The organism is Nocardia sp. NPDC059154 (assembly GCF_042755705.1).
In the GTDB taxonomy this organism is placed as follows: Bacteria; Actinomycetota; Actinomycetes; order Mycobacteriales; family Mycobacteriaceae; genus Nocardia.
The window spans coordinates 38,777-65,221 of record NZ_JBHZCS010000057.1; the positions used below are offsets into that span (position 1 = coordinate 38,777).

General features: G+C 67.8%; 28 protein-coding genes and 1 pseudogene. 14 read left to right on the forward strand and 15 right to left on the reverse strand.

Going from position 1 to position 26,445, the window contains the following annotated elements; all coding sequences use genetic code 11:
* Positions 1 to 2,536 (forward strand): alpha-mannosidase (locus ACFXN1_RS36950; protein ID WP_379463803.1); only part of this gene is annotated, 2,536 nt, incomplete at its 5' end.
* A 55-nt stretch (positions 2,537 to 2,591) separates the two neighbouring features.
* Here the strand turns inward: ACFXN1_RS36950 and ACFXN1_RS36955 are convergent.
* The 4 genes from ACFXN1_RS36955 to ACFXN1_RS36970 form a co-directional block, all read right to left on the reverse strand.
* Positions 2,592 to 3,023 carry a hypothetical protein gene (locus tag ACFXN1_RS36955; protein ID WP_379442213.1) on the reverse strand — a complete coding sequence of 144 codons (432 nt, stop codon included), beginning with the start codon at positions 3,021 to 3,023 and terminating at the stop codon, positions 2,592 to 2,594.
* Positions 3,024 to 3,651: 628 nt separating this feature from the next.
* Positions 3,652 to 4,002: a hypothetical protein gene (locus ACFXN1_RS36960; protein WP_379442211.1), complete on the reverse strand. Its 351-nt coding sequence runs from the start codon at positions 4,000 to 4,002 to the stop codon at positions 3,652 to 3,654.
* A gap of 133 nt (positions 4,003 to 4,135) precedes the next feature.
* Positions 4,136 to 4,351, reverse strand: coding sequence for a hypothetical protein (locus ACFXN1_RS36965; protein WP_379403245.1), 216 nt, complete (start codon positions 4,349 to 4,351; stop codon positions 4,136 to 4,138).
* Positions 4,352 to 4,466: 115 nt separating this feature from the next.
* Positions 4,467 to 5,846, reverse strand: a complete 1,380-nt coding sequence (locus ACFXN1_RS36970; protein WP_379403244.1) for an ABC1 kinase family protein — start codon at positions 5,844 to 5,846, stop codon at positions 4,467 to 4,469.
* 170 nt (positions 5,847 to 6,016) lie between these two features.
* On the opposite strand from ACFXN1_RS36970, the gene ACFXN1_RS36975 reads away from it, so the two are divergent.
* Positions 6,017 to 7,567, forward strand: coding sequence for an acyl-CoA carboxylase subunit beta (locus ACFXN1_RS36975; RefSeq protein ID WP_379384853.1), 1,551 nt, complete (start codon positions 6,017 to 6,019; stop codon positions 7,565 to 7,567).
* Between the two features lie 16 nt (positions 7,568 to 7,583).
* Here the strand turns inward: ACFXN1_RS36975 and ACFXN1_RS36980 are convergent, their stop codons facing one another.
* The gene (locus tag ACFXN1_RS36980; RefSeq protein WP_379442237.1) at positions 7,584 to 8,963 is read right to left on the reverse strand and encodes a lipase family protein; all 1,380 of its coding nucleotides are present in this window, start codon (positions 8,961 to 8,963) and stop codon (positions 7,584 to 7,586) included.
* Positions 8,964 to 9,122: 159 nt separating this feature from the next.
* The gene (locus ACFXN1_RS36985) at positions 9,123 to 9,956 is read right to left on the reverse strand and encodes an acyl-CoA thioesterase domain-containing protein (RefSeq protein ID WP_379442210.1); all 834 of its coding nucleotides are present in this window, start codon (positions 9,954 to 9,956) and stop codon (positions 9,123 to 9,125) included.
* A 145-nt stretch (positions 9,957 to 10,101) separates the two neighbouring features.
* On the opposite strand from ACFXN1_RS36985, the gene ACFXN1_RS36990 reads away from it, so the two are divergent.
* The 3 genes from ACFXN1_RS36990 to ACFXN1_RS37000 all read left to right on the forward strand — a co-directional run bounded on the left by ACFXN1_RS36990 (position 10,102) and on the right by ACFXN1_RS37000 (position 11,587).
* On the forward strand, positions 10,102 to 10,689 hold the full coding sequence (locus ACFXN1_RS36990; protein ID WP_379442208.1) for a hypothetical protein: 588 nt from the start codon (positions 10,102 to 10,104) through the stop codon (positions 10,687 to 10,689).
* A gap of 70 nt (positions 10,690 to 10,759) precedes the next feature.
* Entirely contained in the window at positions 10,760 to 11,005 is a 246-nt protein-coding gene (locus ACFXN1_RS36995) for a hypothetical protein (protein WP_379403240.1), read from the forward strand.
* Between the two features lie 333 nt (positions 11,006 to 11,338).
* The gene (locus ACFXN1_RS37000; RefSeq protein WP_354849849.1) at positions 11,339 to 11,587 is read left to right on the forward strand and encodes a hypothetical protein; all 249 of its coding nucleotides are present in this window, start codon (positions 11,339 to 11,341) and stop codon (positions 11,585 to 11,587) included.
* A gap of 123 nt (positions 11,588 to 11,710) precedes the next feature.
* On the opposite strand, the gene ACFXN1_RS37005 is transcribed toward ACFXN1_RS37000, so the two are convergent.
* Positions 11,711 to 12,598, reverse strand: a complete 888-nt coding sequence (locus tag ACFXN1_RS37005; RefSeq protein WP_354849846.1) for a helix-turn-helix transcriptional regulator — start codon at positions 12,596 to 12,598, stop codon at positions 11,711 to 11,713.
* Between the two features lie 86 nt (positions 12,599 to 12,684).
* Entirely contained in the window at positions 12,685 to 12,915 is a 231-nt protein-coding gene (locus ACFXN1_RS37010; RefSeq protein ID WP_379403238.1) for a DUF397 domain-containing protein, read from the reverse strand.
* Between the two features lie 496 nt (positions 12,916 to 13,411).
* Between ACFXN1_RS37010 and ACFXN1_RS37015 the strand changes: the two genes are divergently transcribed.
* Both ACFXN1_RS37015 and ACFXN1_RS37020 read left to right on the forward strand, forming a co-directional pair.
* Complete coding sequence (locus tag ACFXN1_RS37015; protein WP_379442206.1) at positions 13,412 to 13,603, forward strand: hypothetical protein; 192 nt, start codon at positions 13,412 to 13,414, stop codon at positions 13,601 to 13,603.
* Between the two features lie 135 nt (positions 13,604 to 13,738).
* Positions 13,739 to 14,032 carry a hypothetical protein gene (locus tag ACFXN1_RS37020; RefSeq protein ID WP_379442204.1) on the forward strand — a complete coding sequence of 98 codons (294 nt, stop codon included), beginning with the start codon at positions 13,739 to 13,741 and terminating at the stop codon, positions 14,030 to 14,032.
* A 79-nt stretch (positions 14,033 to 14,111) separates the two neighbouring features.
* Here the strand turns inward: ACFXN1_RS37020 and ACFXN1_RS37025 are convergent, their stop codons facing one another.
* Complete coding sequence (locus ACFXN1_RS37025) at positions 14,112 to 14,888, reverse strand: GntR family transcriptional regulator (RefSeq protein ID WP_379403235.1); 777 nt, start codon at positions 14,886 to 14,888, stop codon at positions 14,112 to 14,114.
* Between the two features lie 174 nt (positions 14,889 to 15,062).
* On the opposite strand from ACFXN1_RS37025, the gene ACFXN1_RS37030 reads away from it, so the two are divergent.
* Positions 15,063 to 17,069: an APC family permease gene (locus ACFXN1_RS37030; RefSeq protein ID WP_379442202.1), complete on the forward strand. Its 2,007-nt coding sequence runs from the start codon at positions 15,063 to 15,065 to the stop codon at positions 17,067 to 17,069.
* A 3-nt stretch (positions 17,070 to 17,072) separates the two neighbouring features.
* On the opposite strand, the gene ACFXN1_RS37035 is transcribed toward ACFXN1_RS37030, so the two are convergent.
* Positions 17,073 to 17,777, reverse strand: coding sequence for a polysaccharide deacetylase family protein (locus ACFXN1_RS37035; protein ID WP_379442200.1), 705 nt, complete (start codon positions 17,775 to 17,777; stop codon positions 17,073 to 17,075).
* 7 nt (positions 17,778 to 17,784) lie between these two features.
* Complete coding sequence (locus ACFXN1_RS37040; protein ID WP_379442198.1) at positions 17,785 to 18,144, reverse strand: winged helix-turn-helix transcriptional regulator; 360 nt, start codon at positions 18,142 to 18,144, stop codon at positions 17,785 to 17,787.
* 59 nt (positions 18,145 to 18,203) lie between these two features.
* Between ACFXN1_RS37040 and ACFXN1_RS37045 the strand changes: the two genes are divergently transcribed.
* From ACFXN1_RS37045 to ACFXN1_RS37055, 3 genes are all read left to right on the forward strand, one after another.
* Entirely contained in the window at positions 18,204 to 18,980 is a 777-nt protein-coding gene (locus ACFXN1_RS37045; protein ID WP_379442196.1) for an SDR family oxidoreductase, read from the forward strand.
* 264 nt (positions 18,981 to 19,244) lie between these two features.
* Positions 19,245 to 19,886, forward strand: coding sequence for a LysE family translocator (locus ACFXN1_RS37050; RefSeq protein WP_379442194.1), 642 nt, complete (start codon positions 19,245 to 19,247; stop codon positions 19,884 to 19,886).
* 190 nt (positions 19,887 to 20,076) lie between these two features.
* Entirely contained in the window at positions 20,077 to 20,427 is a 351-nt protein-coding gene (locus ACFXN1_RS37055) for a hypothetical protein (protein WP_354849816.1), read from the forward strand.
* Between the two features lie 4 nt (positions 20,428 to 20,431).
* On the opposite strand, the gene ACFXN1_RS37060 is transcribed toward ACFXN1_RS37055, so the two are convergent.
* Entirely contained in the window at positions 20,432 to 20,824 is a 393-nt protein-coding gene (locus ACFXN1_RS37060) for a hypothetical protein (protein ID WP_379442192.1), read from the reverse strand.
* Complete coding sequence (locus ACFXN1_RS37065; protein ID WP_379442190.1) at positions 20,764 to 21,597, reverse strand: oxygenase MpaB family protein; 834 nt, start codon at positions 21,595 to 21,597, stop codon at positions 20,764 to 20,766. The genes ACFXN1_RS37060 and ACFXN1_RS37065 overlap by 61 nt, the downstream gene beginning before the upstream one ends.
* 65 nt (positions 21,598 to 21,662) lie before the next feature.
* Between ACFXN1_RS37065 and ACFXN1_RS37070 the strand changes: the two genes are divergently transcribed.
* Entirely contained in the window at positions 21,663 to 22,322 is a 660-nt protein-coding gene (locus ACFXN1_RS37070) for a TetR/AcrR family transcriptional regulator (protein WP_379442188.1), read from the forward strand.
* On the opposite strand, the gene ACFXN1_RS37075 is transcribed toward ACFXN1_RS37070, so the two are convergent.
* Positions 22,323 to 23,702, reverse strand: a complete 1,380-nt coding sequence (locus ACFXN1_RS37075; RefSeq protein ID WP_379442186.1) for an FAD-dependent oxidoreductase — start codon at positions 23,700 to 23,702, stop codon at positions 22,323 to 22,325.
* A 71-nt stretch (positions 23,703 to 23,773) separates the two neighbouring features.
* Positions 23,774 to 25,306, reverse strand: coding sequence for an LCP family protein (locus tag ACFXN1_RS37080; RefSeq protein WP_379442184.1), 1,533 nt, complete (start codon positions 25,304 to 25,306; stop codon positions 23,774 to 23,776).
* Between the two features lie 318 nt (positions 25,307 to 25,624).
* On the opposite strand from ACFXN1_RS37080, the pseudogene ACFXN1_RS37085 reads away from it, so the two are divergent.
* Together ACFXN1_RS37085 and ACFXN1_RS37090 are read left to right on the forward strand one after the other, a co-directional pair.
* A pseudogene (locus ACFXN1_RS37085) lies at positions 25,625 to 25,918 on the forward strand (IS110 family transposase); the annotation flags it as partial.
* 110 nt (positions 25,919 to 26,028) lie between these two features.
* A partial coding sequence (locus tag ACFXN1_RS37090) for a transposase domain-containing protein (protein WP_379463805.1) occupies positions 26,029 to 26,445 on the forward strand: 417 nt, incomplete at its 3' end.

The window sequence follows — 26,445 nt, forward strand, 5'->3', positions numbered from 1 at the left end:
GGAAACCGCCGGGACCGAGCCCCAATACCGTTTGGGCCGCATGGATCTCGCGGTGTTCGACGAGGAGGTCTGGCAGCTGGTGCAGGACCTCGAGGTGCTCGGGGAACTCATGCACGAGATGCCGGAGGATCCCGCGCGGCGCTACGACATCGTGCGGGCCATCGAGCGCGCACTCGACGCCATCGACCTCCAGCACGTGAACGCGGGCGCGAGCGCCGCCCGCGCCTGCCTGGCCGAGGCGCTGGCCCGGCCCGCCATCCCCTCGGCACACCGCATCTCCGCGGTCGGGCACGCGCACATCGACACGGCCTGGCTGTGGCCGTTGCGCGAGACGGTGCGCAAGGTCGCGCGGACCGCCGCCTCCATGACCGCCCTGCTCGACGACGACCCCGACTTCATCTTCACCATGTCGCAAGCGGCGCAATACGACTTCCTCAAACAGCACCGGCCCGAGATCTACGCGCGGGTCAAGGCGGCGGTGGCCGAGGGGCGGTTCGTGCCGGCCGGCGGCATGTGGGTGGAGTCGGATACCAACATGCCGGGCTCCGAGGCCATGGCGCGGCAGTTCGTGCACGGCAAACGGTTCTTCCTCGCGGAGTTCGGCATCGAGAACGAGGAGGCCTGGCTGCCCGACACCTTCGGCTTCGCGGCCGGGCTGCCGCAGATCATCAAGGCGGCGGGCTCCAGATGGCTGCTGACACAGAAGATCTCGTGGAGCCAGACCAACCAGTTCCCGCACCACACCTTCCTGTGGGAGGGCATCGACGGGACCCGCATCTTCACCCACTTCCCACCCGTCGACACCTACAACTGCTCGATGCAGGGCCGCGAAATCGCTCATGCGGCACGGAATTTCAAGGAGAAGGGGCGGGCGACCCGGTCGCTCGCACCGACCGGGTGGGGTGACGGCGGCGGCGGAACCACCCGCGAGATGGTCGCCAAGGCCGCCCGCATGCGCGATCTCGAGGGCGCGCCGACGGTCCGGTGGGACCGGCCCGCCGATTTCTTCGCCGCGGCCGAGGCCGAATACCCGAATCCGGCGGTGTGGGTGGGCGAGCTGTACCTGGAGCTGCATCGCGCGACCCTGACCAGCCAGGCCAGGACCAAGCAGGGCAATCGGCGCAGTGAGCATCTGCTGCGCGAGGCCGAACTGTGGGCCGCCACCGCGGCCGTGCGGACCGGGTTCGAGTACCCCGCCGCCGAGCTGGACCGGCTCTGGAAAACTGTACTGTTGCACCAGTTCCACGACATTCTGCCGGGCTCCTCGATCGCGTGGGTGCATCGGGAGGCCGAGCGCACCTACACCGAGGTCGCCGCCGAGCTGTCGGCGATCATCGAACGCGCACAGTGGGCCCTGGGCGGTGAACGGTCGGGGCCGAACGTCTTCAATCCGGCGCCGCACGCCTGGCGCGGAATTCCCGCCGGTGGCGCGGCGGCCGAGGAGCCGGGCCGGGACTGCACCGTGGCCGAGCGGACCGGCGGCGGGTTCGTGCTGGCGAACCGCCTGGTGCGGGCCGAGGTGGACGGGCGCGGACTGCTGGTGTCGCTGTATGACATCGAGCACGACCGCGAGACCCTGCCGCCCGGTGCGGCGGCGAATCTGCTGCAGCTGCACCAGGATTACCCCAACTCGTGGGATGCCTGGGATGTCGATCGCTTCTACCGCAACAGCGTCACCGACCTGGCCGGCATCGACTTCCTTGCGGCGGAGACGGATTCACCGGCAGCGGTCGTGATTCGCCTCGGGCGGTCCTTCGGGTCCTCGACCGTCGAGCAGACCCTCACCCTGCGATCGAACGACCCGGCCCTGGAGATCGCCACCTCCGTCGACTGGCACGAGACGGAGAAATTCCTCAAACTCGCCTTCCCCCTGGACATTCACGCCGACCGCTACGCGTCCGAAACCCAGTTCGGCCACCTCTTCCGACCCACCCACACCAATACCAGCTGGGAGTACGCCAAGTTCGAGGCGTGCAATCACCGCTTCATCCACCTGGCGGAACCCGGCTGGGGCGTGGCCCTGGTCAACGACTCCACCTACGGCCACGACCTCACCCGCACGATCCGGCCGGACGGGGGCGCCACCGTGACCGTGCGCGCCTCCCTGCTGCGTGCGCCGCGATTCCCCGACCCCCAGACCGACCAGGGCACCCATCATTTCCGGCACGCCCTGGTCCCGGCCGCCTCGATCACCGACGCGGTCCGGGCGGGATACCGAATCAACCTGCCGCCCTTCACACCCGGCGTCGCCGAGCCGGTCGCCCCGCTGGTCACCGTCGACAACGACGATGTGGTGACCAGCGCTGTCAAACTCGCCGACGACGGATCCGGCGATGTGATCGTGCGCGTCTACGAGGCCGGCGGCGGCCGCGCCTCGGCGCTGCTGACCCCCGAGTTCGCGACCACCGGATACCACTGCTGCGACCTGCTGGAGCGACCACTGCCCGGCGAGACGACCGCGACGCCGGAGGGCCGGGGAATTCGATTGCGACTGCGGCCTTTTCAGCTGGTGACTCTCCGCTTCGGCCGTCGGTGACCCTATTTCGTTCTGAACTCCGAAAACCCATGTCCCACAGTGGACATGACTTATTTCAGGTCGACCGCACATAGTTGAATCGCCGACCACTCTGATCGAGCGAACTGAAATTCCCGACCACAGTCCCGGGCCCCGGGCAGATGAAGGCCGTACTCTTCACCATCGCCGTCTGATTGCCCGGCCGCGCGACATTCTCGCCACTGTCGGTCAGACGCAGAGTGGCCGAGAATCCACCGGACGGAATGACCGTGTAGATGCCCTCACCGTTCCCGAGCCTGGCACTGCGGAAAGCGATGCCGCCCGTGCCGTCGAAACTCAGCACATTCGTCGAGTCCTCCGCCGCGGTGAATTGACCGGAATAGTCCCCGAGGCTCGCCCCGCACGATCCCGCGGCGACACCGGAGGGCGCGGTGGCGGTCAGTGCGGCGGAAAGGGCCAGCGTGAGCGCCCCCGCGATGGCAATCCTCGAACCCGGCCCAGCGGTCATTCGGCTTCCTCCTGGTCGGACAACCCGGGTAGTGAACAATATAATCGGGCAAATCTCCCGCAGACACGCCAGTTCGTCATCGAAACGTGCGCTGGTACAGCCCATAAACCAATGGTCCGAAAACGATCTATTCCGACCGATCAGTCTTTTTGCGCCGCAGCCGAATTCACAACCCTGAACACATGATCAGCAGGTCGGCGACATTCCGAGGCGACGTAGCCTCCCACGAATTGCATTGAGCTGGTTGTACCGTCGCATTCCATGACACGAAAGAAAGCCATCGGCCTGCTCGTGAGTGCATTCGTTTGTGCAGCCGTGTTCACCATGAACCCCTCCGCGGCGTGGGGTTCGGGTGACATCGGGACACCCGATCCCGGAGCCGGGGCTCCCCACTCCTCAGTTCCCGCCGGCAATGTCCCGGCGGCACCGGCGCCGGAAAGGATCGTTCCGGTCCCGCCACCCGCCGGTGGATTCCTCTGCCCGACTGCCTGACACATTCCCGCGTCCGTCCACCCGTCCACTCCCGCTCGCCTCGTGCCGTAGCCCACGCGAGAAAGGCTTCCGGCACGAGCGGCTTCGGCCCTGGGGAATGCCGCCGCCGAGATCGAATCCGGCCGCAGTCACCCGATCAGGCCGCAATCGCCGAGGAGAGCTGCCGCAATGCGAGCTGCGGATCAGCGACATCCACGACCATGCGGGTGATCTCCGACCCCGCCAGATCGATCAGCACGCCCTGACCGTCGAAACGCGTATCCCAGAACTCTTTCCGGCCCTTGCCCCGGAAGATGCCGGCGGCGATCACGCCCGGGAAGAACGTGCCCGGCGCCCGCACCCACGGCGGGCGCAGGTCCACCGGCGCGGGCGCGAGGGCGGTGACCTGCGACAGGTCGAAGCTCACGTGATCACGCAGCGCGAGCAGCCGGTGAGCGCCGGTGACCCGCGCCGTCACAGTGGTTCCGGTGACCTCGATTTCGACCATTCCGCACCTCACGCGCTCGCCCGACACTGTTTCCGTCATCCACAGTGCCGGGCGATACTGGTCGTAGCCTGAGCGTTTCCTGGCTCTTCTCTCAGGCTTTCACACCGCGGCCGTACGCCGTCCCGGCCGGCCGTCACGCCTTTCCGGTCAGCTCCGCGACCATGCGCTTCGCCTGCGCCCGCGCCTCCGCGCGCACCTCTTTCACCTCGGCCCTGCTGAGCCGCGGGAACGGCTGCTGCCCGGCGCGCGCCCGGGCCACCGACGCGGCCCGCACACTCTGCTCGGCCCGGGTCCGGGCCTGGTCCAGCCGGCCCGCGATCATCTCGGCGAGGACGTTGTTGTTCGACATCGTTGTTCTCCTTGTTCCGGTGCCGGAGCTGGTGTTTCCGGCTACGAGAAGAACAATGACGCCCGCCGCTGACGAGCCACCGACAGCGCGCTGACCACGCCCGCGGGGGCCGCTGTCAGTCGGTGGGGAGGGTGACGCCGTCCTCGGCGGCCTTGGCGGCCACCTCCGCGGGGAAGATGTTGCGGAACAGGTACAGGTCGCGGCCGAGCTTCCAGCCGGGGGCCAGGGCCACCGCGTAGCGCTCGAAGTAGCCGAGCTGCTTGCCCATCATGACCAGCTGCTGCGGGCCCGACGTGCCGCGGCGCTTGCCGAATTCCAGCAGGCGGGCCGAGACCACGCCGAGGTCGAGCTTGTCGAGGCTGCCCGAGAGCACCGGGCCCAGGGCCACGGCGAGCTGGCGGCCGATGGTGGCGTCGTCACCGCTGTCGTCGGCAACCAGATCCAGTGCGCGCAGGGCGCGGGCGACCGGACGGAAGTCGTTGTCGATGGAGCTGGCGTAGAACAGGGCGCGCACGAACTCGCGCCACTCGGACTCCATCCGGCCGACGATGCCGAAATCGAGCATGGCGACGCGGCCGTCGTCGAGCAGCCACAGGTTGCCGGCGTGCACGTCACCGTGGAAGAGACCGTGCACCGCGACCGATTCCATCCACGCCTTCACCAGGCGGCGGATCAGCAGCTCCGGCTCGGGGTGCGCCGCGCGGATATCGTCGAAGCGGTCCAGGGGCATGCCGCGCATGCGTTCCATGCACAGCACCCGGGGTGCGCAGTACTCCCAATACACCTCGGGCACGGCCACATTGGTGTTGTCGCCGAAGGCCGTCAGATGGTCGCGGGCGCGGGTCTGGTTGTCGGCCTCGATGAGGAAGTTCAGCTCGGCGACGGTCGCCTCGTACAGATCCCGCACCACCGCCTGGGCATTGGCGACGCGGGCGTTCTCCGACCGCTTCTCCAGGGTGCGGGCCAGCCGCATGGCCGCGCGCAGATCCACGATCATGCGCCGGGCGATCTCGGGCCGCTGCACCTTCACCACCGCGGGCCGGCCATCGGCCAGCACGCACGCGTGCACCTGTGCGATGGAGGCCGCCGACAGTGGCTCGTCGTCGAACTCGCGGAACAGCTCCGAGATCGGCTTGCCCAGATCGGCCTCGATGATCGCGCGGGCGTCCGCGGCCGGAAAGGGCGGGACGTCGTCGAGGCAGCGCAGGCAGGCATCGGCCAGCTCGCGCGGGAACGCGCCCGGCGAGGACGCGATGAGCTGGCCCAGCTTCACGAACATCGGGCCGAGCGTCTCGAAACCGTTCACCAGGCCCTCGGCCGCGGCACGCTTGCGCTTGGCGGGACGCAGGCCGCCACGCAGCACGCTGCCCACGACCGAGCCGCTCAGTACCACACCGACCACGGCGGTTCGCCGCCATTCCGAGAACCCGAAGGTGTCGAGGTCGGGCCGGATCACCTCGGGCGTCCCCGCTCGCACAGTCATAGGTGAGCTCACGCGCCGCAGTGTATCGCTGACATTGCTAACACCGCGGCACAGGTTACCGACACGTTCAGTAGTTTCTGGTCCGCACCGCACGGTACCGTGGTCGGTCGAGTCGCGATCCGGCTCGACACGGGCGCGATCGGGCCCACTCTGACTGTTGGCGGAAAGGCAAGACAGAGGTAATGACGGGTACAGCGGAAAAGCTGGCAGAACTGCGCAAGCTCCTGGAGATCGCCGAAGAACCCACCGGTGAGAAGGGCATCCAGAAGCGTCTTGCCAAAGGCGTCGCCAGCGCCCGAGAACGCGTCACGATGCTGCTGGACCCGGGCAGCTTCGTCGAGATGGGCGCGCTCATGCGCTCGCCCGGCCAGCCGAATGCCCTCTACGGCGACGGCGTGGTCACCGGGCGCGGCACCGTCGACGGCCGCCCGGTCGTGGTGATCTCCCACGACTCCGGAGTACAGGGCGGCTCGGTCGGCGAGACCTTCGGCCGCCGCGTCCGGATCGCCATGGAATTCGCGTACAACAACGCCTGCCCGGTGGTCGTGATCAACGACTCCGGCGGCGCGCGCATCCAGGAGGGCGTCACGGCGCTGGCCTGGTACGCCACCATGTGCCGGCTGCAGGAGGACCTGTCCGGCTACGTGCCGATGGTCGCGGTCATGTTCGGCAAGTGCGCGGCCGGTTCGGTGTACGGGCCGGTGAACATGGACGTGCTGGTCGCCACCGACGACTCGTACATGTTCGTGACCGGGCCCGAGGTCATCAAGGGCATCACCGGCGAGGAGATCTCCGCCGAGGAGCTGGGCGGCGCGGCCGTCCAGGCCCGCAACGGACTGCTGCACCACGTGGCCAGGACCGAGGCCGACGCCCTGCAGTGGGCGCGCGAATACCTGAGCTACCTGCCGAGCAGCTGCCTCGAGCAGCCGCCGATCATCAACCCCGGCCTGGAGCCCGAGCTCACCGACTCCGACCGCGAACTGGACCGGATCATCCCGGATTCCGATCGCCAGGGCTACGACATGCACGAGGTGCTGCTGCGCATCTTCGACGACGGCGGGTTCCTCGAGATCGGTGAGGCCGCCGCGCAGAACCTCATCACCGGATTCGCCCGCGTGGACGGCCGGCCGGTCGGTGTCATCGCCAATCAGCCGATGGTGCTGGGCGGTGCGCTGGACGCGGCATGCTCGGACAAGGGCGCGTACTTCATCCGGCTGTGCGACGCCTTCAACATCCCGCTCGTCTACGTGGTCGATACCCCCGGCGTGCTGCCGGGTCTCGAGGAGGAGCGCAACGGCGTCATCAAGCGCGGCGGCCGTATGTTCCGCGCGCTCATCGAGGCCACGGTTCCGATCGTCACCATCGTGACCCGCAAGGCGTACGGCGGCGGGTACGCGGTCATGGGCTGCAAGCAGCTCGGCGTCGACATCAATCTGGCGTGGCCGACCGCCCGCATCGCGGTCATCGGCGCGGACGGCATGGTCACCGTCACCGGTAAGAAGACCCTCGCCGCCACCCCGCCCGAGCAGCGCGAGACCGTGCGCCAGCAGATGGTGGACTTCTACAACGCGCTCATCGACAACCCGTGGGTGGCGGCCGAGCGCGGTTACATCGACGCGGTCATCGAGCCGTCGGCCACCCGCCTCGAGATCCGCAAGGCGCTGCGCCTGCTGCGCGAGAAGGACGCCGTCCGCAAGCACAACCCGCGCAAGCACAACCTGTTCCCGATCTGAGAACCGTTGCCCGCGGTCAACATTCGTTGGGCGCGGGCACACCCTGCAGGCGCTGGTCCAGCCAGCTCAGCGATTCCGGATAGCCGGTGGCCGCGGCGATGAAGTGTTCGCCGAACACGCTGCGGTAGACCGCCGGCACGCCGAGTGCGCACTGTTCCTGGTAGAGGTTCTTCGCGCCCACGGCGGGTACCCAGAACTCCTGCTCGCCGTTGTAGATGAACAGCGGCACAGGGGATTTCCTACCGTCCATGCGGGTGATGCTGTAGATCTCGTGCGCCAGATCGCTGTCCAGCGGGTCCGGGATGTTCGCCGCGACGTCGATGGGCAGCTGCAGCACGCCCGGCACCGCGAAGACCTCGCTGCACTGGCTGTTGAGCGCCGACACCGCCGCCCACTGCCCCAGATGGTTCATGCGGGCCAGGATTTCGGGCCGCTCGCGGCCGATCCCGAAGACTGCGCTCAGGAACACCCCCGAGGCCAGATTGGCGTTCATGGAGTGCGCCAGCAGGCTGAAGTCCGCGGGCACCCCGCCCAGGGCCGCGCCGACCACCACGTCGGCCAGCTCGGGCGCGTACTCGGACATGAGCTTCACCGCGCCATTGGTGGCGATGGCCCCGCCGGAGTAGCCGATCATGCCGAACCTGCTGTCGCCCAGCTCATCCGGCAGCTGATTGCGGACCGCGCGAATGGCGTCCAGGATGGCGTGCCCGGCCACGATGGGCTCGGCGTAGGCCATGCGCGGACCCTCGTGGTCGGTGATCAGCACCGCGTAGCCGCGCAGCAGCGCCAGCTGGGTGGTGGGCAGGATGTACCCGGTGAAGTTGGAGGCCCGGGAGAAGCCGTGTGCGAGCGTGTAACTGGGGTTGCAGTCGCGGCCCAGCGCGTCGATGGGCAGGTTGTTGACCACCACCGGCCGCTCCCCCGACCCGGTCCACTCGCCCACCGGCAGCACCAGACTGGCGATGCCGTAGGAGGGCTCGTCGTGAGAGTCGTTGGTGCGGTACTTCAGCTGCAGTACCTGCCGCACGGGCACGATCAGTGTGGGTGCGGCCGTGGCGGTTACGTCGCGGACCGCGACGATGCCACCCGGGTCGACGCCGTCGAGGCCGTCGGGCCAGTCGTCGACGAAGGAGTCGCCGATGGCGGCGGGCATGGCCGCGGCCCGCAGCGCCGCCAAATCCGGTGGCAGCTGGGCGGTGTCGACCAGCGGCGAGTCCGCCGGGGCCGGTGCCAGGGGCGGCGCGGGGATCACCTGGTCGATCCAGTGCTGGATGTCGGGCAGTGAGGGCAGGGCGATTCCGGGCGGACCGGGTGGGATCTCCGGCGCTCCGGTGTCGGGTGTTTGCGCGAATCCCGGTGCGGCACCGTAACCGACGATCGTGCACCATCCGATCATCAAGGCACCGGCGATATTTCGCAGGCGACGCAGCACAACACCCCCACGGATCAGAACTGTCTTCGAGGCGCCCGAGCCTACTGGGACACTCTGATCCGCACTCCGGACTTGTCGGTTCGACGCCACATCGAGACCGGCCCGTGCCCGGAGGGTCTTGTTTCACATCCTCCGGCGCATCACCATGTCCAGCTGCGCATTGCTGATCTGGCGACCGGCATTGGACACCGAGGTGACCATGCAGCTGCCGAAGGAGCCGATCCGGTCGAACAGCGTCGCGACGCCGACCGCCAGGCCGCGCTCGCTGAAATGGCTGTCGGCCTGCACGCCGATCTCGGTGCCCTCGGGCTGGCGGGAAAGGCCAAGCGTCATATCGGTATTGATGAACCCGATGCCCTTGTCGCCCCAGTTGGTCATCATGCTGGTGGCCTCGGCCACCACCCCGACCCGCACGAACGGGGTCAGCTCCTCGCCGGTCACCACCCGGATCGGGTTCTGCCAGGTGCGTTTCCGGAGGTTGTTCTCGTGCTCGGTGGGTATCGAGCTCCACACCGGCGAGTCCTCCCCGCTGTTGAACAGCGGGGTCTGCGGCAGCGGCGAGGGCGGCGCGATCTCCAGCGACGGCGGCTGCGGCTCCTGCTCCCGGTGCCACAGCTCCCCCGGCGGCTGCTCGGCCGGCTGCAGCAGCACCGCGGTGGCGCGCGCGGCCACCGTGCCGCCCTGCACCACGCTCGCGTCCGCGACCCGGATCCGCCGGCCGTCGCGCACCCGCACGGTCGGGGTGGTGGTGTGCTCGAAGCGCGCCGCGCTGAACAGGTCCACGGTCAGCCGCACCGGCACGAACCCGTCGGCGGCGTGCGCGCGTTCGAGCTCGCGGGCCAGCAGGCCGGTCAGGGCCGGGCCGACCACCTGCGCCGAGGACCACTGGCTGGCCGCGAACGGCGTCGGGAAGAAACCGCCGTCCACCTCGTCGAAATACGCGGGCACATCCACCACGGCACCGGCTCCCGTCCACTCAGGTTGATCGATCCACTTCTTTTCAGACCTAACACACGCGTGAAACCCGTATCAATCCAGGGCCCGCTGGCCGGGCCGATGGCGGTTCCGGATTAGCCCGCGAGACCACGGGTACGCCACCGCTATGGTCCGCAATATCGACCGGCTGCTCGGCACCCTGACGCTCACCGTGCAGGTCCTGCAGGACAACGACATTCCCTGTGCGCTCACCGGCGACTGCGCGGTCTACGCGCGCGGCGGGCCGGTGACCGGCCCGCACTCCGAGGTCGATGTGCTGCTGCTGCCCGCGGACGTGGCCCGCGGGCAGCGCCTGCTCGCCGCAGCGGGACTGCGGCCGCCGCTGCCGGCCGCCGACGCCGAGCGGACCACGCTGTACCACCGCGATATTCGCGTCGATCTGGTGTTCCGCCCCAACTACCGTCCCGTCACCGATGAACTGCTGGCCCGGGCGGAGCGGCTGCCCATCGGATCGATCGCCGCGCCCGTGGTGACCGTCGCGGACTTCCTGGTGGACGAGCTCACCGTGTCCGATCCACAGCGGCTGGATTTCACCCGGCTGCTGCACATCGCGCGGGAATTGCGCGCCCAGGTCGATTGGGGGCGGGTGCGGGCCGAAACCGCGGCCTCGCCCTATGCGCGCGCGTTCCTCGGCCTGCTGGACGATCTGGGTATCACCGGCGGCCGGTGTGAACACGGGTCTACAGCGGTGTGATTCGCCCGAACCGGCCCGGGTATCCAGTTGTTATCGGCTCTGCAATACCCCCGGAGAAAGGACAGTGTTGATGCCTGTCACTCCGCCCGCCTACGACGACACCCGTAATCTCCCGGGACCGATTCTGGCCGCGGCCGGAATCGTCGCGATCGCTTTGACTTTGACGACCGCCGGCTACGGCGCACTCAGCTGGAGTGCGCTGTGCGGGCTCGCCGGCGCGGTGTGTCTGCGTTTCGGAATCGGCCTGATGATCATCGAACATCGCCGGCTCAAAGCCGCGATGCGGCGAGACGCCGCCCGCCAGGGAAGAGTTTGAGCATCTCGAGGGCCGAGTTTGATCTTCCGCTAATTCCTGGATAAAGCGGAACAGTCCATTCTCGCCGGAACTTTCGATCGGAAGTACTGGAAAAGCCCTGCTCGGGGGCGAATGCAACCTTTTGCCAACCCTCGTATCGCAAACTCATAGCACACCGAAAAATGCTCTGGCGCTGCAAATTCGATGTTGCAGATGTACTTGCATCTGCGCAATGCACGGTCATAGACTCATCGTGCAAGGCACCAATAAGGGGACAACCAGAGAGCCGAGCGGTGAATCACCGGCGATTCTTCGCCCACGGGTAGCCGTCGGCCTGGCGTCAGGGGCGTTCGAATGAATCAGCCAATCAACCTCAGCCGGCTCGGGTTTGCCGACAGAAGTCAGCCGGAGCAAACCTATTCACGTGAGACGGCAACCGCTTTCGTCATCCGCCAGGTCGAATCCACTGGAGCGGCCACTCGGTATGACTTCGACATCGAGCGGATCGTCACCACGGCGCACGCCATGGTGAACGACTGGGATCTGCACTGCATGCAACCGGAGGCGTTCTGGCGCATCGCCTCCAGTTTCATCAGGCAGTAATCCGAATCCGGCCGTGCCGCAGGCCGACTCGTCAGGTCGACGGCACGCTGATAGGGGCCCCGCGAGGGGCCCCTTATCCATGTGTACGGACGTTCCGTCCGCGGCTGGGGACCAGCCCGGAGCTCAGTCGAGCTCCGCAGCAATCCGCGCCAGCTCTTTGCGGGAGCGCTCCGGCGGCTCCGCCTGCACGCTCAGCTGATCCATGACCTGACGGTAGAGCTCCAGATCCTGGCGGCGATCCAGGTACAGCGCGCTGGTCAACTGTTCGAGATAGACGATGTCGGGGAGTTCGGTCTCGGCGAAGCGGAGCATGGTGAACGAACTTCCCGCAGCCGCATGGCCACCCGCCGCGTAGGGCAGCACCTGGATGGTCACATTGGGCAATTTGGACATTTCGATGAGGTGCTCGATCTGGCCGCGTAGCACGCCGGGACCGCCCACGGGACGGTGCAGCACCGCCTCGTCCAGCACGGCCCAGAAACTCGGCGCGCCGTCGCGGGTGAGTAGCTCCTGGCGGCGCCGGCGCAGCGAGACACGGCGCTCTCCATCCGCATCGTGCCCGAGGGCGACGATCGAGCGAGCGTAGTCCGGGGTCTGCAGCAGACCCGGGACCAGCTGACCCTCATAGGTACGAATGGATTTCGCCGCGTGCTCGAGGCCGAGATAGGTTTCGAACCAGGGCGGCAGCAGGTCGCTGTAGCGATGCCACCATCCCGGCTGATTCGCCTTGCGGACCAGTTCGAGGAACTGCTCGCGCTCACCGGGATCGTCAACGCCGTACAGCGCCAACAGATCCCGGATATCGCGCTCCTTGAATCCGGTCCGCCCCAGTTCCAGACGACTGATCTTCGCGTGCGAACCGCGGATGTGGTCACCCGCCGCCTCGCGTGTAATTCCGCTGAGTTCCCTCAGCTTCCGTAGCTGGCTGCCGACCGCGATACGCAGTGCAGTCGGGCCACGTTCGGCGACAGCGGAATCCGCCCGATCGTGGGCAACGGGTTCTGCGATCATGGGGTCCACTCCGATGCTCGGGTTTGCCGGCAGTGGACTCACAACCGCTTGTCGCGAACCACCGCGCCGATTGCCAATGCTACCGCTCAGCGCGCGAGGTCGTCGAATTCTCCACTCTTCGCGCCGCGCAGGAACGCGTCGATCTCGGGCCGCGTGTACACGATCAGCGAGCCCTCGGGGTCTCGGGAATTGCGCACGGCCACCTGCCCATCGGCCATGGGAGCCATCTCCACGCAGTTTCCACTGGGATTGCTGAAGGTGCTCTTGCGCCACAACAGGTTCGAGCGATCGATCGAGGTTGCCGAGATGTCCGTCATTTCAGACTCCTTGCCAGTACCGCCCGCAGACGGTGGTCCCAGTACTTGCAAATGTTCGATCAGGTGTACTTACAGTTGCAACCGCAAGCACGACGATAGCACGCAGATTGCTCGCTATCGACGCCTCGGAGCGGCACATCCTTTGCAACACAACAGATTTGATCTTGGTTCACCGAAAAGCCAAGCGAAGTTGCGAAGGATTTCAGACAATCCCGGCTAGTTGGTCCCGTTCGTCCGATTACTCCGGGAACCATGCGTCCGAAAAGTCACGTGACGCGGACATCCTGCGAGGGCAGTGGATTATCCTGCGGGGACAGCGGATTCGAGACCCGTGGCGACATCGGTTCGCATCCGCAGAGATTCCGGGTCGCGGCCGCGGAGAAACCGGGTCACGCCCAGGGAGACACCGGATTCGAGCGTGCAGATGTGCTTGCATCTGCACGATCCGAGCTCCTAAACTCGGTGGATCATCCCCCTAATCGGCCAGAGGCATCCCATGACGCAGATGCTCGTCCGTTCCACCGATGTCGCAGCTCGCGACGATGGTCCCGGTGATTGTGCGGTCGAACCGCGCACCCTCACCTATCGTCAGGCCCGCACCATCCTGCGCGCGCACGATCAGCACTTCGCGTGCCGACAGTATCTGGCGGCCATAGCCTATCTGTCTGCGGACAACGACGTGGACTGAGTGCACCGGGCGCGCGCACTATTGCTTTCGCGTGTCCACGCCCGATGACCGATCAGAGCGCGACTTCCCTTGCGCGGCACCGCCTCCGGCGAGTACCCCGGAGAAGGACATGCCATCACGTGGAAGAGCGCCGCGATGTTACTTACTGCCGCCCACGAGTTGCTGACGCAGCTTCAGCACGCGCAGATCTTCAATCCGACTCCCGAGACGCCGCCGGTGGCCGACAAGCTGCTGCGCCTGGTCCGGTATTTCACCTGGTTCGTGCTGCTCTCCGGGGTGCTGGCCATCACCTACGCGGGTGGCCGCTTCGCCTGGGAGAAGTGGAGCGGCGGCGGGGTGCAGGCGCCCAAGCAGGTCGCGGGCGCGCTCATCGGCGGCATTCTCGCGACGAGCGCGGGCACCATCATGAACGCCGTGATCGGGCAATAATTTCTGCCAAGCGGGGTTGTCTGAGACGAAACCGACCCGTCGGATTTGAAACGGGCGTGATCGGGTCGGTCCAGCCCCTTCAGGCCGTCGCGGCCACCTCGCCGGCCGACTCGGCCCCGGCCGCGCCGACCAGTTCCTCGAAGCGCGCCACCACCTTCCGGTGGTACATGCCGAACAGATCCTCGAACAGCGCCAGCTGCGCCTGACTCGGCCCGCTGTCGGACTCCCACACCGCGACCAGCGCCCGCCACACCAGCACGTGCAGATCCGGCGAGACCGCGAAGTAGGCCTCGACCGCCTCCGGCACCTCCAGCACCATCTCGCCGATGGAGTTGAGCACCGCGCGCTGCACCGTGTGCCCGAGCGCGGTGAGCAGCCGGCGCAGCAGCCCGAGCTCGATGCCCAGCATGCGGTGCGGATCCGGGTCCGCGCCGCGCGCAAGGGTTTCCAGTTCGTCGATCTCGTCCTTGAGGACCGCCGGATCGAGGGCGCGCTCGCCGCCGGTGTACGCGAGCAGCGCCTCGAGCGCGATGCCGCGTTCCTCGTCGACGATATTGCCGAACATGTCCGCGGCGATCTCCGGATCCGGCATGGACAGCCGGAACAGCCGGCGGTACACATCGACACCGCCCTCGGCGCGCACATCCCGGATGACGAACCCCTTGCCGCGGTACGCGTCCACGAATCCGTAGGATTCGAGGCGGCCCAGAATCAATTGCGCCGTCGCACGATTCAGGTCGAATTCGTCGGCGACCTGGCGGACGGACGGCATCAGACCACCGGGCTCGTACTCCCCGGATGCCACGCGGCGTGCCAACTCGTCGGCAACGTCGGCGACGACCGTCCGGTCTCCCATCGTGTCACCTCTCCATAAATCCTCGACTACGTCCCAGACAGTCTAGGTGGTTGTTCGATCAACTGCACAAGTCTCGAAACTGGCAAGAGAAAGCACCGGACTGTTCAGTATCTTTACGAAATCCATACGGCATGGGGTTCCGATTCATGCGGTTTTCCGCCCTAGGCTCCGAGCGTGGTTTCACCGATCGACGTAGCCAAACGACTCGTGCTCGGACGCCCGTTTCGCAGCGATCGGCTCGGGGAGACCCTGCTGCCCAAACGACTCGCGCTGCCCATTTTCGCCAGTGACCCACTGTCGTCGGTCGCCTACGCCACGCAGGAGATCCTGCTCATTCTGACGCTGGGCGGGCTGGCCTACCTCCATCTCACCCCGGTGGTGGCCGCGGGCGTGGTGGTGCTGCTGGCGGTGGTGGCGCTGTCGTATCGGCAGGTGGTGCAGGCGTATCCGTCCGGCGGCGGCTCCTACGAGGTGGTGGCCGAGAACCTGGGCGCGCTGCCCGGCCTGGTCGTGGCGGCGGCACTGCTGGTCGACTATGTCATGACCGTCGCGGTATCGGTGGCCGCCGGAGTGGACAACATCATTTCCGCCATTCCGGATCTGAATCCGTACCGGGTGGCCGTCAATCTCGCATTCATCGTTTTCCTGACCGCGATGAATCTGCGCGGCGTCCGGGAATCCGGGCGGGCTTTCGCGATTCCCACCTACGGATTCGTTCTCGGCGTGTTCGTGCTCATCGTGGTGGGTCTGGGCCAGACACTGCTCGGGCACACGCCGGTGGCGGAGAGCGCGCACTATCAGATTCACGCCGAGCAGGTCGGGCTCTCGACCGCGGGCGTGGCGTTCCTGCTGCTGCGGGCGTTCTCCTCCGGATGTACCGCGCTGACCGGCGCCGAGGCCATCTCGAACGGGGTGCCCGCGTTCCGGAAGCCCAAGGCGCTCAATGCCGCCCGCACCATGACCGCCATGGGCATCATCGCCATCGCCATGTTCTCGGGCGTCACGGCGCTGGCCATGGTCACCAAGACCCGGGTGGTCGAAAATACCTGCGATCTCATCGGATTCGAGGGCGACTGCCGGACCGACGCGCAGAAGACCGTCATCGCGCAGATCTCGGCGGCGGTGTTCGGCGGGCACAGCGTCGCCTTCTACTACCTGATGGTGACCACGGCGCTGATCCTGATCCTGGCCGCCAACACCGCCTACAACGGCTTCCCGCTGCTGAATTCGATCCTGGCGCAGCGGCGCTACATGCCGCGGCAGCTGCACACCCGCGGGGACCGGCTGGCCTTCTCCAACGGCATCATTCTGCTGGCGGTGGTGGCCGGCGGGCTCATCTACGCCTTCGACGGGTCCACCACGCGACTCATCCAGCTCTACATCATGGGCGTGTTCACATCGTTCACACTGTGCCAGACGGGCATGGTCAGGCATTGGAACAAGGAGCTGCGCACCGTCGACAGCCGGGTCGAGCGCCTGCGAATCCACCGGGCGCGCTTCATCAATGCCTTCGGCGCCTGCTTCACCGGGGTGGTGCTGGTGGTCGTCATGATCACCAAATTCACCCATGGCGCCTACCTGGTGGTCATCGCCATGCCGGTGCTGGTGGCGATCATGTGGCTGATTCACCGGCACTACTCGTCGGTGCGGGCCGAACTGGAGATCGACCGGGACGATCTGGAGACGCTGCCGGGGCGGGTGCACGCGCTGGTGCTGGTGTCGGGCTGGCACAAGGCGACCCAGCGCGCGGTGCAGTTCGCGCGCGCGACCAGGCCCGACACCTTGACCGCGGTGACCGTGAACGTGGACGACGCCGACACCCGCCACCTCGCCCAGGACTGGGAGACCTACCAGGTCGGGATTCCGCTGAAGGTCATCGAATCGCCGTATCGCGAAATCACCCGGCCGGTGCTGGAAGAGATCAAACGCCAGCGGAAGTCGCGGCCACGCGATGTGGTGAGCGTGTTCATCCCCGAGTACGTGGTCGGGCGCTGGTGGGAGAACCTGCTGCACAACCAGAGTTCGCTGCGGCTCAAGGCGCGGTTGCTGTTCGAGCCGGGGGTGATGGTGACCAGTGTGCCGTGGCAGTTGCGTTCCTCGCACGCGCGGGCCATGCCGCGCGAAGCGCACACGGCCGGTGAGATCCGGCGCGGTATCACCGGATCCGGCGATGCGGCCTGAGCGCTAGCGCGCGAGCAGCCGGGAGACCGTGACGAAGCGATAGCCCTGATCCTGCAGCGCCCGGGCGATGCGGGGAATGGCGGCGAGCGAGGGACCGCCGGTCGCATACATGGTGTGCAGCAGGATGATCGAGCCCGGGCGCACCTTCGACAGGGTCTCCGCCACGATCTGGTCGGTGGTCGGCGCCTTGCCGGAGTCGGGCTCGACGTCCCAGGTGACCGTGGTGCGATCGTGGCGGGACAGGTACCAGGGCAGGGCGAAGAGCTTCTTGCCGTTGGGCGGCCGGAACGTGATCGGGCCCCGGTAGCCGGTTTTCGCGATCTCGGCGTCGGTGCGCTCCACCTCGTCGCGGACGAAGCCCGGGGTCACGAAGACCATGCGCTGGTGGTGATAGGTGTGATTGCCGATCTCGTTGCCGGAGGCGGCGATGGCCCGGCCCTGGTCGGGATGGGCGGCCAGTTCGCCGCCGATGAGGTAGAAGGTGGCCGGAATGCCCGCGTCGGCAAGGGTTTTCAGGATCGCGGGGGTGCGCTCGCTGGGGCCGTCGTCGAGAGTCAGGGCGACGATCTTGTCGGTGGTGTCGACGCGCGGCACGATGCGGCCGGCCACCTGGTAGGTGCGTGAGTTCATCAGGGTGTACAACCCGACGGAGATCAGGGCCAGCACCACCAGCGTGAGCGCGCCGCCGATGAGCAACCTGCGTTTCATCCCGTTCCTACGCCTCGTCCTCGCCCCCTGCGCGCTCGAGGCTACCTGCCCAGCGCTCCGACCACCGCCAAACCCGTTCCAGGGAGTCGCCCAATTCCACTCCGGCAGTGGTCAATTCGTAGGACTTGTCGGGCTTCTTGTCCACCACACCGGCTTCCACCAGCCGCTGCAGTCGCACCGACAGCATGCTCGACGAGCAGTTGCCCATGCGCCGGCGCAGTTCCAGAAAGCCGAGCGGGCCGGGCTCGAGTTCCCAGATCACGCGCAGTATCCAGCGCTGGCCGAGCAGGTCCATGGCGGCCAGTAGCGGGGTCGCGGAGGCGTCGGCGCGGCTGTTGGCAGGGGGTGGCTGACTTGCGCTTCTCATTTCGAAGTACCAATCTAGTGCTTCTGGATTAGAAGCAACTCACTGGATGGAGGTCGCTGATGGCGACAACGGATACCGGGCGGCGCATCGTCCTGATCACCGGGGCCTCCCGCGGCATCGGTGCGGAAACCGCGAGGGTGCTGGCCGCCCGCGGTGACCACGTGGTGATCAACTACCGCGAGAAGCGCAAACGCGCGGAAATCCTGGCCGCCGAGATCGCCGATGGGGGCGGCAGCGCGTCGGTGGCGGGGGCGGATATCGCCGACCCGGACAGTGCGCGGACCCTCATCGACGCGGTGATCGCCGAGTTCGGCCGGCTGGATGTGCTGGTGCTCAACGCCTCCGGCGGATTGGAACGCGACGCCGCCCCCGGCTACGCCATGCTCCTCAACCGCGACGCGCAGACTCGCCTGACCAAGCTTGCGCTGCCGCACCTGCCCGAGGGCGGTCGCATCGTCTTCGTCACCAGCCACCAGGCCCACTTCTCCCCCACCCGCGAGGTCCCGCCCGGCTACGAGCCCATAGCCGCGAGCAAGCGCGCCGGCGAAGATGCCCTGCGGGCCATGACCGGCGAATTCACCAGCCGCGGTATCGGTTTCACCGTGGTGTCGGGCGACATGATCGACGGCACCATCATCGTGCGCCTGCTCGAACGCCGGGACCCCGATGCCGTCACCGCCCGCCGCGACCAGGGTGACCTGCCGACCGTCGAGGACTTCGCCACCGCCGTCGCCGACGCCACCACCCTCGAGACCCCACCCGGCCACACGGTGTACGTCGGCGGACAGGACTACCTATCGGAGGCGGGCAGCGCACCGGCCACCGCGCAAGGCTGACTCTTCGTCCGTGCCTCGACGTGGCGATCCGCCCGCGCCCGAGGCGGCACAGCAGGCCGATATGTCCCGAAGCGGCGCATCAGGCCGGATGTTCGGAGGGACGAGGTGGCGGGTGCTGGAACATGGCAGGCGGCAGGCGAGGGTCGGGGTCCGGCTGGGCGAATGATGGCGTGTCGTGGCGAGACTCGCCGGTTGGGGTGCGAAGTCGGCTCGCGCGGCGGAATCCGCTGGCCGGGCCGGGGGCGGCGGTGACAGCATCGACGGATGCCGCATTGGATCGAAGTACTTCCCGCCTTCACGCTCGCCTGTTTGATTCTGGCTGCGCTGCCGGGTCCGGCGACCGCACTGTTCCTGCAGCGGTCGGTGCGGGACGGCCGGGCCGCCGGGCTGGCGGCGGTGGCGGGCAATGAGATCGGCATCTTCGGCTGGACACTGGCGGGCGGCGCGGGGCTGTCGGCGCTGCTGGTGGCCAACCGGGTGCTGAATGTGGGCATCCATCTGCTCGGGGCGGTCGTGCTGGTGTGGCTCGGCATCCAGGCCTGGCGCGGATCGCGGGGCGACGACGCTTTCGGCACCGCGCTGACCTCGGCCTTGACCGGCGGCCGCACCCCGGCCTCCGCCTTCCGGGCATCGCTGATCTCCATTGCCGCCAACCCGAAGGCCGCGGTCTTCGGCCTGACGATCCTCCCCCAATTCCTACCCGCGAGCGGCCCGGTCCTGCCCACGGTCCTGATCCTGGCCGTCATTCAGCTGGCCATCGACACCACCTGGTGCATCGGCGTGGTCCTCGCCGCCGACCGAGCCGGAACCTGGCTGCGCCGCACCGGAATCCGCCGCCGCATCGAACGCACCCTCGCCGCCATCCTCGTCGGCTTGGGTCTCGGCCTCGCCGCCGACGCCCGCTGACCACGGACCCTGCGCACCGCCAGCGCGGCAGCATCCGGTGGAGTTTCAGCCGCAGCATCAGGTGGAGTTCACAGGAAGCGAATCAAGGGGGACGAAGAGGTGGTGTTCGGCGTGGCAGAGGGTGGCATGCGGGACGACCATGGTGGTACCGGCGGGGCCGGATCGGGCGCTGAGCGGAGGTGGTTTGGTCATGGTGAACGACGTGGAGAAGCGGTGGAACGATCCATCGATGTTGCGGCATGCCACCACCTATGTGTTGGCGGTGCTCGGCGGGACCGCGGTTGTCGCGGTCGTCGTGCTGGTTTGGGCGGCGGCGCGGCCTGCGTGTCTGAATGCCGGGTCGAGTCTGTGTGATGGCACCTCGCGGGTTGTGGTGGGGCTGGGACCGGGTGGGGTTTTGCTGTTCGGGGGGATCGGGGCGCTCGTGATCGCATTCCGGGCGTGGCGGGCAGAGCGGGCGTGGCCGATCTGGCAGGGGGCGGCGTGGTTTCTGTTCACGATCATGGTCGTGTACCTGAGCATTGCCGGGACACAGGGTTAGGTGATCAGATCGGGCAGCGGCCGGCTTCGGCGGAGGTGTCGTGGTGGTCGAAGGGCGTGCCGCGGATGCCGATGCGGGCGGCGAGGTAGCGGGCCACCCGGGTGTTGCGGTCCCACATGGGGTCGAGGTGGCGGGCACGGCGGACCATGCGGGCGCGGGCGCCGGGGAGGTGGTCGTCGAGGGCGCGCAGGCGGACGCCGGTGGTGGCGGCCAGGCCTACCAGCTGTACGAACGGGCGCAGGGGTACCGACTCCAGAGGTGTGTCCGCCAGCAGGGTGCGGACCAGGGGTTCGCTGCTGTAGTAGGCGAGTGCACCCAGAAGCGGTGCGGTAGCTGCTATTTGGAGGCGGCCGGTCGCTGTGGCCGTGGTGAAGCGGCGGGTGGCCGCACCCGCCATGGTGGCCGTCCACTGCGGGGCCACCCCGGCGGTCGCGACCTGCGCGGTGGTGGCGGGCGCAGCGGCAGGCCCGGGCGGTAGTAGTAGTAGTAGTAGTAGTAGTAGTAGTAGTAGTCGCAGAGATGCGACGGTGTCGCTTCGAGCGGCACCGGCACGGTGTCCACGAGATGGAAGACATCCCGGGCGGCCTTGGTCGGTTCCAGGGTGTCGTGGCACATGTCGCGCCAATAACGTTGGAAGGCGGGCCAGCTCGGCGGCACCACCCGCATGCTCATGCCGTACAGCTCGTACCAGCGGTAGTGCTCGCACCAGAGTTGTTCGCGCTCGCCCTCGCTCAGCCCGCCCATGAACAGGTCTGCGGCGCGCAGGTTCTGGACGAAGAACACCGCGTGTGCCCAGTAGAAGGTGCCGGGATCCAGGGCGTGATATCGGCGCCCGCGCGCGTCGACGCCCTTGATGTCGCGGTGGTATCCGACGATCTCGTGGGCCGTGTCGTGGGCGCGGTCGCCGTCGAACACCACCCCGTAGATCGGGTACAGCGAACGCAGGATCCGCTGATAGAACTCGTCGTGGATCTCGGAGTGGAATTCCACGCCGGCCCCGAGCCCGGGATGCATGTTCTGCACCATGCCGACGAACAGGGCGCTGGGCAGAAAGTACAGCGACCCGAAGGTCTTCCAGGTCAGCGTTTCCGGCCCGAGCGGCAACGGATCGCGTCGAAGAGGGTACGCCGGTTCCTTGCCCTGGTCCGACACCGCGCTGTGTGACACCATGTTTCCACGCTGACACGACTGTTCACTCGCATTCAATTCGCATTCCGAATCTCGCCCCGAACGCCATGACATCGAAACGCCGCACCCCGAAATCGCCTGCGCCACCGCCGCGCCGCACCCCGCAGCAGGAACGCTCACGCGCCATGGTGGCCCGCATTGTCGACGCTGGGCAGCAGGTGCTGATCATCCACGGCTACGACGGCGCCTCCACCAATCGGATTGCCGCCGCGGCGAATATCAGCCCGGGCTCGCTGTATCAGTACTTCCCGAACAAGGACGCGGTGGTGGCGGCGGTGATCGAGCGCTACACCCGCGAGGTGGCCGAGCGGGTCCCGGCGCGGGTGCTGTCGAATATCGGCAGACCGCCGGAAGTGTCGGTGGCGGAAACCATTTCGTATCTGATGTACGCCCTGGGCAATGACCGTGAGCTGCTGCGCGCAGTCGTCGAGCAGACGCCGCGGCTGGGTGCGGACGGGCCGGTGGTGGCGTTCGAGCGGCAGATCGGTGAGCTGGCCCGGGTGGCGCTGTCCCTGCGGCCGTATCCGATTCCGGCCGAGGTGGACGCCGATGCCGCGGCCTGGATGCTGGTGCGCACGGTCGAGCATCTGACCATCCGCTACCTGCTCGACGCTCCGCCCATTCCCCGCGAACGGTTCCTGGCCGACATCACGCGACTGATCCTCAACTTCTTCCGGGAGCCGCCGGTGCGAGCAGAACGCGAGTAATCAAACCGCTTGGTCGACACGGCGGGCGGCCGGCAGGGCCAGCAGCAGATCCACGGCCTTCGCCGCGCTCTGGGCAGCACTTTCCATCGTGGCCGACCAGTCGGTTCGGGTCCAATCCCCCGCCAGCACCAGCGTGGGCACCGAGGTGCGCTGCCCCGGCCGCAGCCCATCGGTCCCTACCACCTGCGAGAACGTAGCCCGCGGCATCGGAACCACCTGTGCGTGCACCACTTTCGCGTCCGCGGCATCGGGATAGTAGCGCCGCAGCAGCGCCATCTGCTCGTCCACCACCGCGTGGTGCGGCTTGTGGATCTGCTCGTAGGCGCCGCTGGTGGTCAGGCAGTACAGCCAGCCGTCGAGGGTGCCGCGCCCGTGCATGCGCTGCCGGTCGAACACCTCGTCGACGATCCCCGCCCCGCCGATGAGCGCCTCCATGGCGGCCTTGGTGCCGAGTGGGCGGTCCAGGTACAGGTTGGTGCTGACGATCGGGGTGTAGCCGAGTTTGTCGGCGGCCGAATAGATCCGGTCGTGCTCGGGTAGCTCGTCGAGCAGGCCGCCGATGTAGGAGTTGGGCACCGCGCACACCACCGCGTCGGCGGGCTGCACCTCGCCGCCGGCCAGCACCACACCGGTCACCGCGCCGTCCTCGATGCGAATGCGCCGGGCCACCGCCCGGTGTCGCACCTGCACTCCGTGCCGGTCGAACACCCGCTGCGCGCCGGAGACGAGCAGGGTGTCGAGGTCGGTGGTGGGATAGCCGATGCCGACGGGCCGCAAATGCCTGACGCCCAGCCGGATTCCGGTGGCCAGCACGTCGGCGAACACCTTGGCCGACTCCTGCCGCACCGGTTCGGCGGCGATGCCCAGCGCCAGCCAATCCCACAGCGCCTCCCGCGCGGTGGCGGGCATGCCGAGCCGCCGGAACCACTGGTCGGTGGTGAGGTCGGCCAGATCGCCGGGCTGACGCAGGCACTGCCACCCCATCCGGAGGGTGGCCGTGGCCGCGCGCAACCGGTCGCCGGTGCTCGCGTCGGGATGCGCGCCGAACAGGGCACGCAGCGCGGGAAAACCGGTGGTGCCCATGATCGCGGTGCGCCCGCCGGGCCAGCGCAGGACACCCTGCTGCGGGAAGGTCACGTACTGGCGGGTGCCGACGCTGGTCAGATATCGGAACAGATGCTCATAGCCGCTGGCGATCACGTGCTGGCCGTTGTCGGGGATGTCGCGCAGCGGTGCGACCTCCAGCGCGTGGGTGCGCCCGCCGAGGCGTCCGCGCCGTTCCAGGAGTGTGACCTGTTTCCCGGCTTCGGCCAGCCAGACCGCCGACGCCAATCCTGCCAGTCCCCCGCCGATGACCACGTAGCGCCGCGGATCGTTCATGTTCGCCCCTCGAACCATAGCCTGCACCAAGAAAGCTACGCCCGCCGTGCCCGGGGCATGCGCGAATTCGGTTACCTCACACAGGGAATGCCGCCGGTATCCATCTGCGACAGGTCGGTGGCCTCGGGCGCGTTGGCGCCGGGGGCGGTGGCCGAGACCGGGACGGGCGGGGTGGTGGAGGTGGCCGGGGTCCGGGTGTGGGTGGCCGAGGTGGTCGGATCGGTCTGGTCGACCGGCACATTCGCGAGGGGTCCGCTGCGGGCGTCGCTACCGAGGGTGAGCTGGACGGCCTGAGCTTCCACGGCCGCCGAACCGGTGGCGGTGAGTCCGAGTTGGGCCGCGAGGGCGGTGGCGGCGGATTCGGCGCCCGCGCCGTAGGTGAGCGTGGTGGTGTCGCGGGCCGCGCCGGTGGTCGCGGCGCCCTGCGTGAAACCCCGTGTGGCCAGGGCCTGTTCGACCTTGGCGGCCAGGCCGTTCTCACCGGAGCTGTTGACGACGTTCAGCACGATGCCGGTGGCATCCGGGATGGCGGTGGTGGCGGGCGCGGGCGTGGTGGTCGTGGTGGCGCCGGAGTCGCCCGGGGACAGCAGGTTTCGCACGATGCCCTTGATCTCGTCCGAATCCACGATATTGATCGACTCCCCCACGTCGTCGGTGCCGAAGTCCTTGACCGGCAGCGTGTACAGCGACAGCCCGTCGTCGAGCAGCGCGGAGGCCCGCTGCGCGAACGACAGTGGGTCCAGGCCGCTGTCGATGGCGGTGTTCTGCTTGGCGATATCCAGCAGCGCGCGCAACTTGCCGGGACTGCTGAGGGTGCCGCCGTCCTGCAGCTGCCGGGCCAGGGACACGATGAAGGCCTGCTGGCGGCGGGTGCGGTCCAGGTCGGTGAACAGCGGCTGATCCGGGTCGCGGCGCTGGCGCACGAAGGCCATGGCCTGCGCGGCGTCGATCTGCTGCTTGCCCTTCTTGAAGTTGGCGCCCGAGTAGCCGTCGGAGGTGTCCTCGTTGAGGCACACGGTGATCGGCTGTTCGGCCTCGGCGATCTGGAAGAAGGCGGCCAGGGTGATCTCGACGAAATGGTCGACGGGCACATTGCCGAGGAACTTGCCGACCGTATTGCTCTCGGCGAGGCGGCCCGCGTCGCGGGACTTCTGATCGAGTTCCAGCGGATCCTTGACCCCGGCGGCGGCGAGCTTGTCCTTGGCCCGAGCGTAGGCGAATCCGTACGCCTGCTTGATCTTTCCCTTGCACGGGGAGGTGGCGCACGACGCGGGATCGAGGGTGACGTAGTCGTCGCGGGGAATGGAGATGGCGGTGGATTTGGAGCCGTCGCCCGGAATGTGCACCAGAATCAGCACATTCGCATTGAAGCCGCCCTCGCTGTCGTCCCCCGCGTGCAGCGCGTCGTACATGTCCTGGGGCAGTGGATTGCCGTGCTCGTCGAGGCGGCTGTCCAGGCCCATGACGAGGATGTTCTGGGTCTTGCCGCTGGATTTGGGGCCGTCCGGAGTGACACCGGAGATGGTCAGCCCGCTCAATTCCTGATGGTATCTGCGCCAGGCCGCGCCGGTGGCGGTCAGCACCGCGACCGCCAGCAGGGCCATTGCCACCCGCCCGGCCGCCAGCGCCCGGCGTGTTCGCTCGGGGCGTTCACGAGGGCTGCGGGCGGCGGGCGGGCGGGGTCTGGACCGGCTGGGTCTCGTCGACCTGCTGGGCCTCGTCGGGCGTAGCGGCACCGTGGCGGGGTCGTACGCAGCCGATTGCCTCCCCCGACGATCTCGAGCATGCGTCATGCCCACCGAGACTAGACGGTATGAGGGCCCACTGAGTTGGGGCCGGAGGCCTCGTTCTGCAAAGCCGCGTGGGTTGCCGGGGTGAAACTCACTTCGGTAGAGCCACATTTGCAGGTCAGGAGGCCCCCGGTGAGTATCGAGCGTACGAGTGTCGGCTTGGATGTGCACGCGTTGTCGGTGGTGGCGTGTGGGATCGACAACGAGACCGGGCAGCTGAGCAGGCAGCGATTGTGTCCGGATCCGGGACAGATCCTGGCGTGGCTGGCGGGGTTGGCGGGGCCGGTGAAGGTGGCTTATGAGGCCGGACCGACCGGGTTCGGCCTATATCGGGCCTTGAGCGCGGCCGGAATCGAGTGTGTGGTGGCCGCACCCTCGAAGCTGCAACGCCCGGCCGGAGACCGGGTCAAGACCCAATGCCGGGAAGTTTGGCTGCTGGAGTCGTTGTCAAGCTGTGTCGGCGAAGTCGAGGTAACAGGGCGGGGCTCCGCGTAGGACGGACGTCGACCAAGACACCGTTGCTACGAGGAGCCCCGTTGGTTCAGTCTGTCACGCCCGTATGCGCTCGTGGTGGCGGAATTGCCTTCGCTGCTGGGCATTTGGGTGAGTTGACGCAGATCATCACGCCGTCGTTGGTGGACGCGGCGCTGGCCGCCACCGGGCGGGTGCAATCGCGAGTCCGCAAGCTGCCCTCGCGGGTGGTGGTCTATTTCGTGCTGGCTATGGCGCTGTTCGGCGAGTGCGGATATCGGGGCGTGTGGGCGACGCTGGTGGCCGCCCCGGGTGTACCGGATGTCGACCCGTCGGCGGCGGCGTTGCGCCACGCCCGCCGCAGGGTCGGGTCGGCGCCGCTGGCCGCCTTGTTCGACCAGCTCAAGGGGACGGTCGCGTCCCGAGGCACGGCCGGGTCGTGGTGGCGGGGACTGCGGACGGTGGCCTGGGACGGCACCAGC

Bases quoted from the DNA above. Each gene is read 5' to 3' on its own strand.
- ACFXN1_RS37035 (WP_379442200.1), bottom strand. From the start codon at position 17,777: ATGAAACGCAGGTTGCTCATCGGCGGCGCGCTCACGCTGGTGGTGCTG.
- ACFXN1_RS37060 (WP_379442192.1), bottom strand. From the start codon at position 20,824: ATGGCGGGTGCGGCCACCCGCCGCTTCACCACGGCCACAGCGACCGGC.
- ACFXN1_RS37070 (WP_379442188.1), top strand. From the start codon at position 21,663: ATGACATCGAAACGCCGCACCCCGAAATCGCCTGCGCCACCGCCGCGC.
- ACFXN1_RS37055 (WP_354849816.1), top strand. From the start codon at position 20,077: ATGGTGAACGACGTGGAGAAGCGGTGGAACGATCCATCGATGTTGCGG.
- ACFXN1_RS36965 (WP_379403245.1), bottom strand. From the start codon at position 4,351: ATGTCGAACAACAACGTCCTCGCCGAGATGATCGCGGGCCGGCTGGAC.
- ACFXN1_RS37005 (WP_354849846.1), bottom strand. From the start codon at position 12,598: ATGATCGCAGAACCCGTTGCCCACGATCGGGCGGATTCCGCTGTCGCC.
- ACFXN1_RS37040 (WP_379442198.1), bottom strand. From the start codon at position 18,144: ATGAGAAGCGCAAGTCAGCCACCCCCTGCCAACAGCCGCGCCGACGCC.
- ACFXN1_RS37050 (WP_379442194.1), top strand. From the start codon at position 19,245: ATGCCGCATTGGATCGAAGTACTTCCCGCCTTCACGCTCGCCTGTTTG.
- ACFXN1_RS37080 (WP_379442184.1), bottom strand. From the start codon at position 25,306: ATGGCCCTGCTGGCGGTCGCGGTGCTGACCGCCACCGGCGCGGCCTGG.
- ACFXN1_RS36960 (WP_379442211.1), bottom strand. From the start codon at position 4,002: ATGGTCGAAATCGAGGTCACCGGAACCACTGTGACGGCGCGGGTCACC.
- ACFXN1_RS37010 (WP_379403238.1), bottom strand. From the start codon at position 12,915: ATGACGGACATCTCGGCAACCTCGATCGATCGCTCGAACCTGTTGTGG.
- ACFXN1_RS36995 (WP_379403240.1), top strand. From the start codon at position 10,760: ATGCCTGTCACTCCGCCCGCCTACGACGACACCCGTAATCTCCCGGGA.
- ACFXN1_RS37015 (WP_379442206.1), top strand. From the start codon at position 13,412: ATGACGCAGATGCTCGTCCGTTCCACCGATGTCGCAGCTCGCGACGAT.
- ACFXN1_RS37020 (WP_379442204.1), top strand. From the start codon at position 13,739: ATGTTACTTACTGCCGCCCACGAGTTGCTGACGCAGCTTCAGCACGCG.
- ACFXN1_RS37075 (WP_379442186.1), bottom strand. From the start codon at position 23,702: ATGAACGATCCGCGGCGCTACGTGGTCATCGGCGGGGGACTGGCAGGA.
- ACFXN1_RS36975 (WP_379384853.1), top strand. From the start codon at position 6,017: ATGACGGGTACAGCGGAAAAGCTGGCAGAACTGCGCAAGCTCCTGGAG.
- ACFXN1_RS37065 (WP_379442190.1), bottom strand. From the start codon at position 21,597: ATGGTGTCACACAGCGCGGTGTCGGACCAGGGCAAGGAACCGGCGTAC.
- ACFXN1_RS36980 (WP_379442237.1), bottom strand. From the start codon at position 8,963: ATGATCGGATGGTGCACGATCGTCGGTTACGGTGCCGCACCGGGATTC.
- ACFXN1_RS37000 (WP_354849849.1), top strand. From the start codon at position 11,339: ATGAATCAGCCAATCAACCTCAGCCGGCTCGGGTTTGCCGACAGAAGT.
- ACFXN1_RS36955 (WP_379442213.1), bottom strand. From the start codon at position 3,023: ATGACCGCTGGGCCGGGTTCGAGGATTGCCATCGCGGGGGCGCTCACG.
- ACFXN1_RS37025 (WP_379403235.1), bottom strand. From the start codon at position 14,888: ATGGGAGACCGGACGGTCGTCGCCGACGTTGCCGACGAGTTGGCACGC.
- ACFXN1_RS37045 (WP_379442196.1), top strand. From the start codon at position 18,204: ATGGCGACAACGGATACCGGGCGGCGCATCGTCCTGATCACCGGGGCC.
- ACFXN1_RS36990 (WP_379442208.1), top strand. From the start codon at position 10,102: ATGGTCCGCAATATCGACCGGCTGCTCGGCACCCTGACGCTCACCGTG.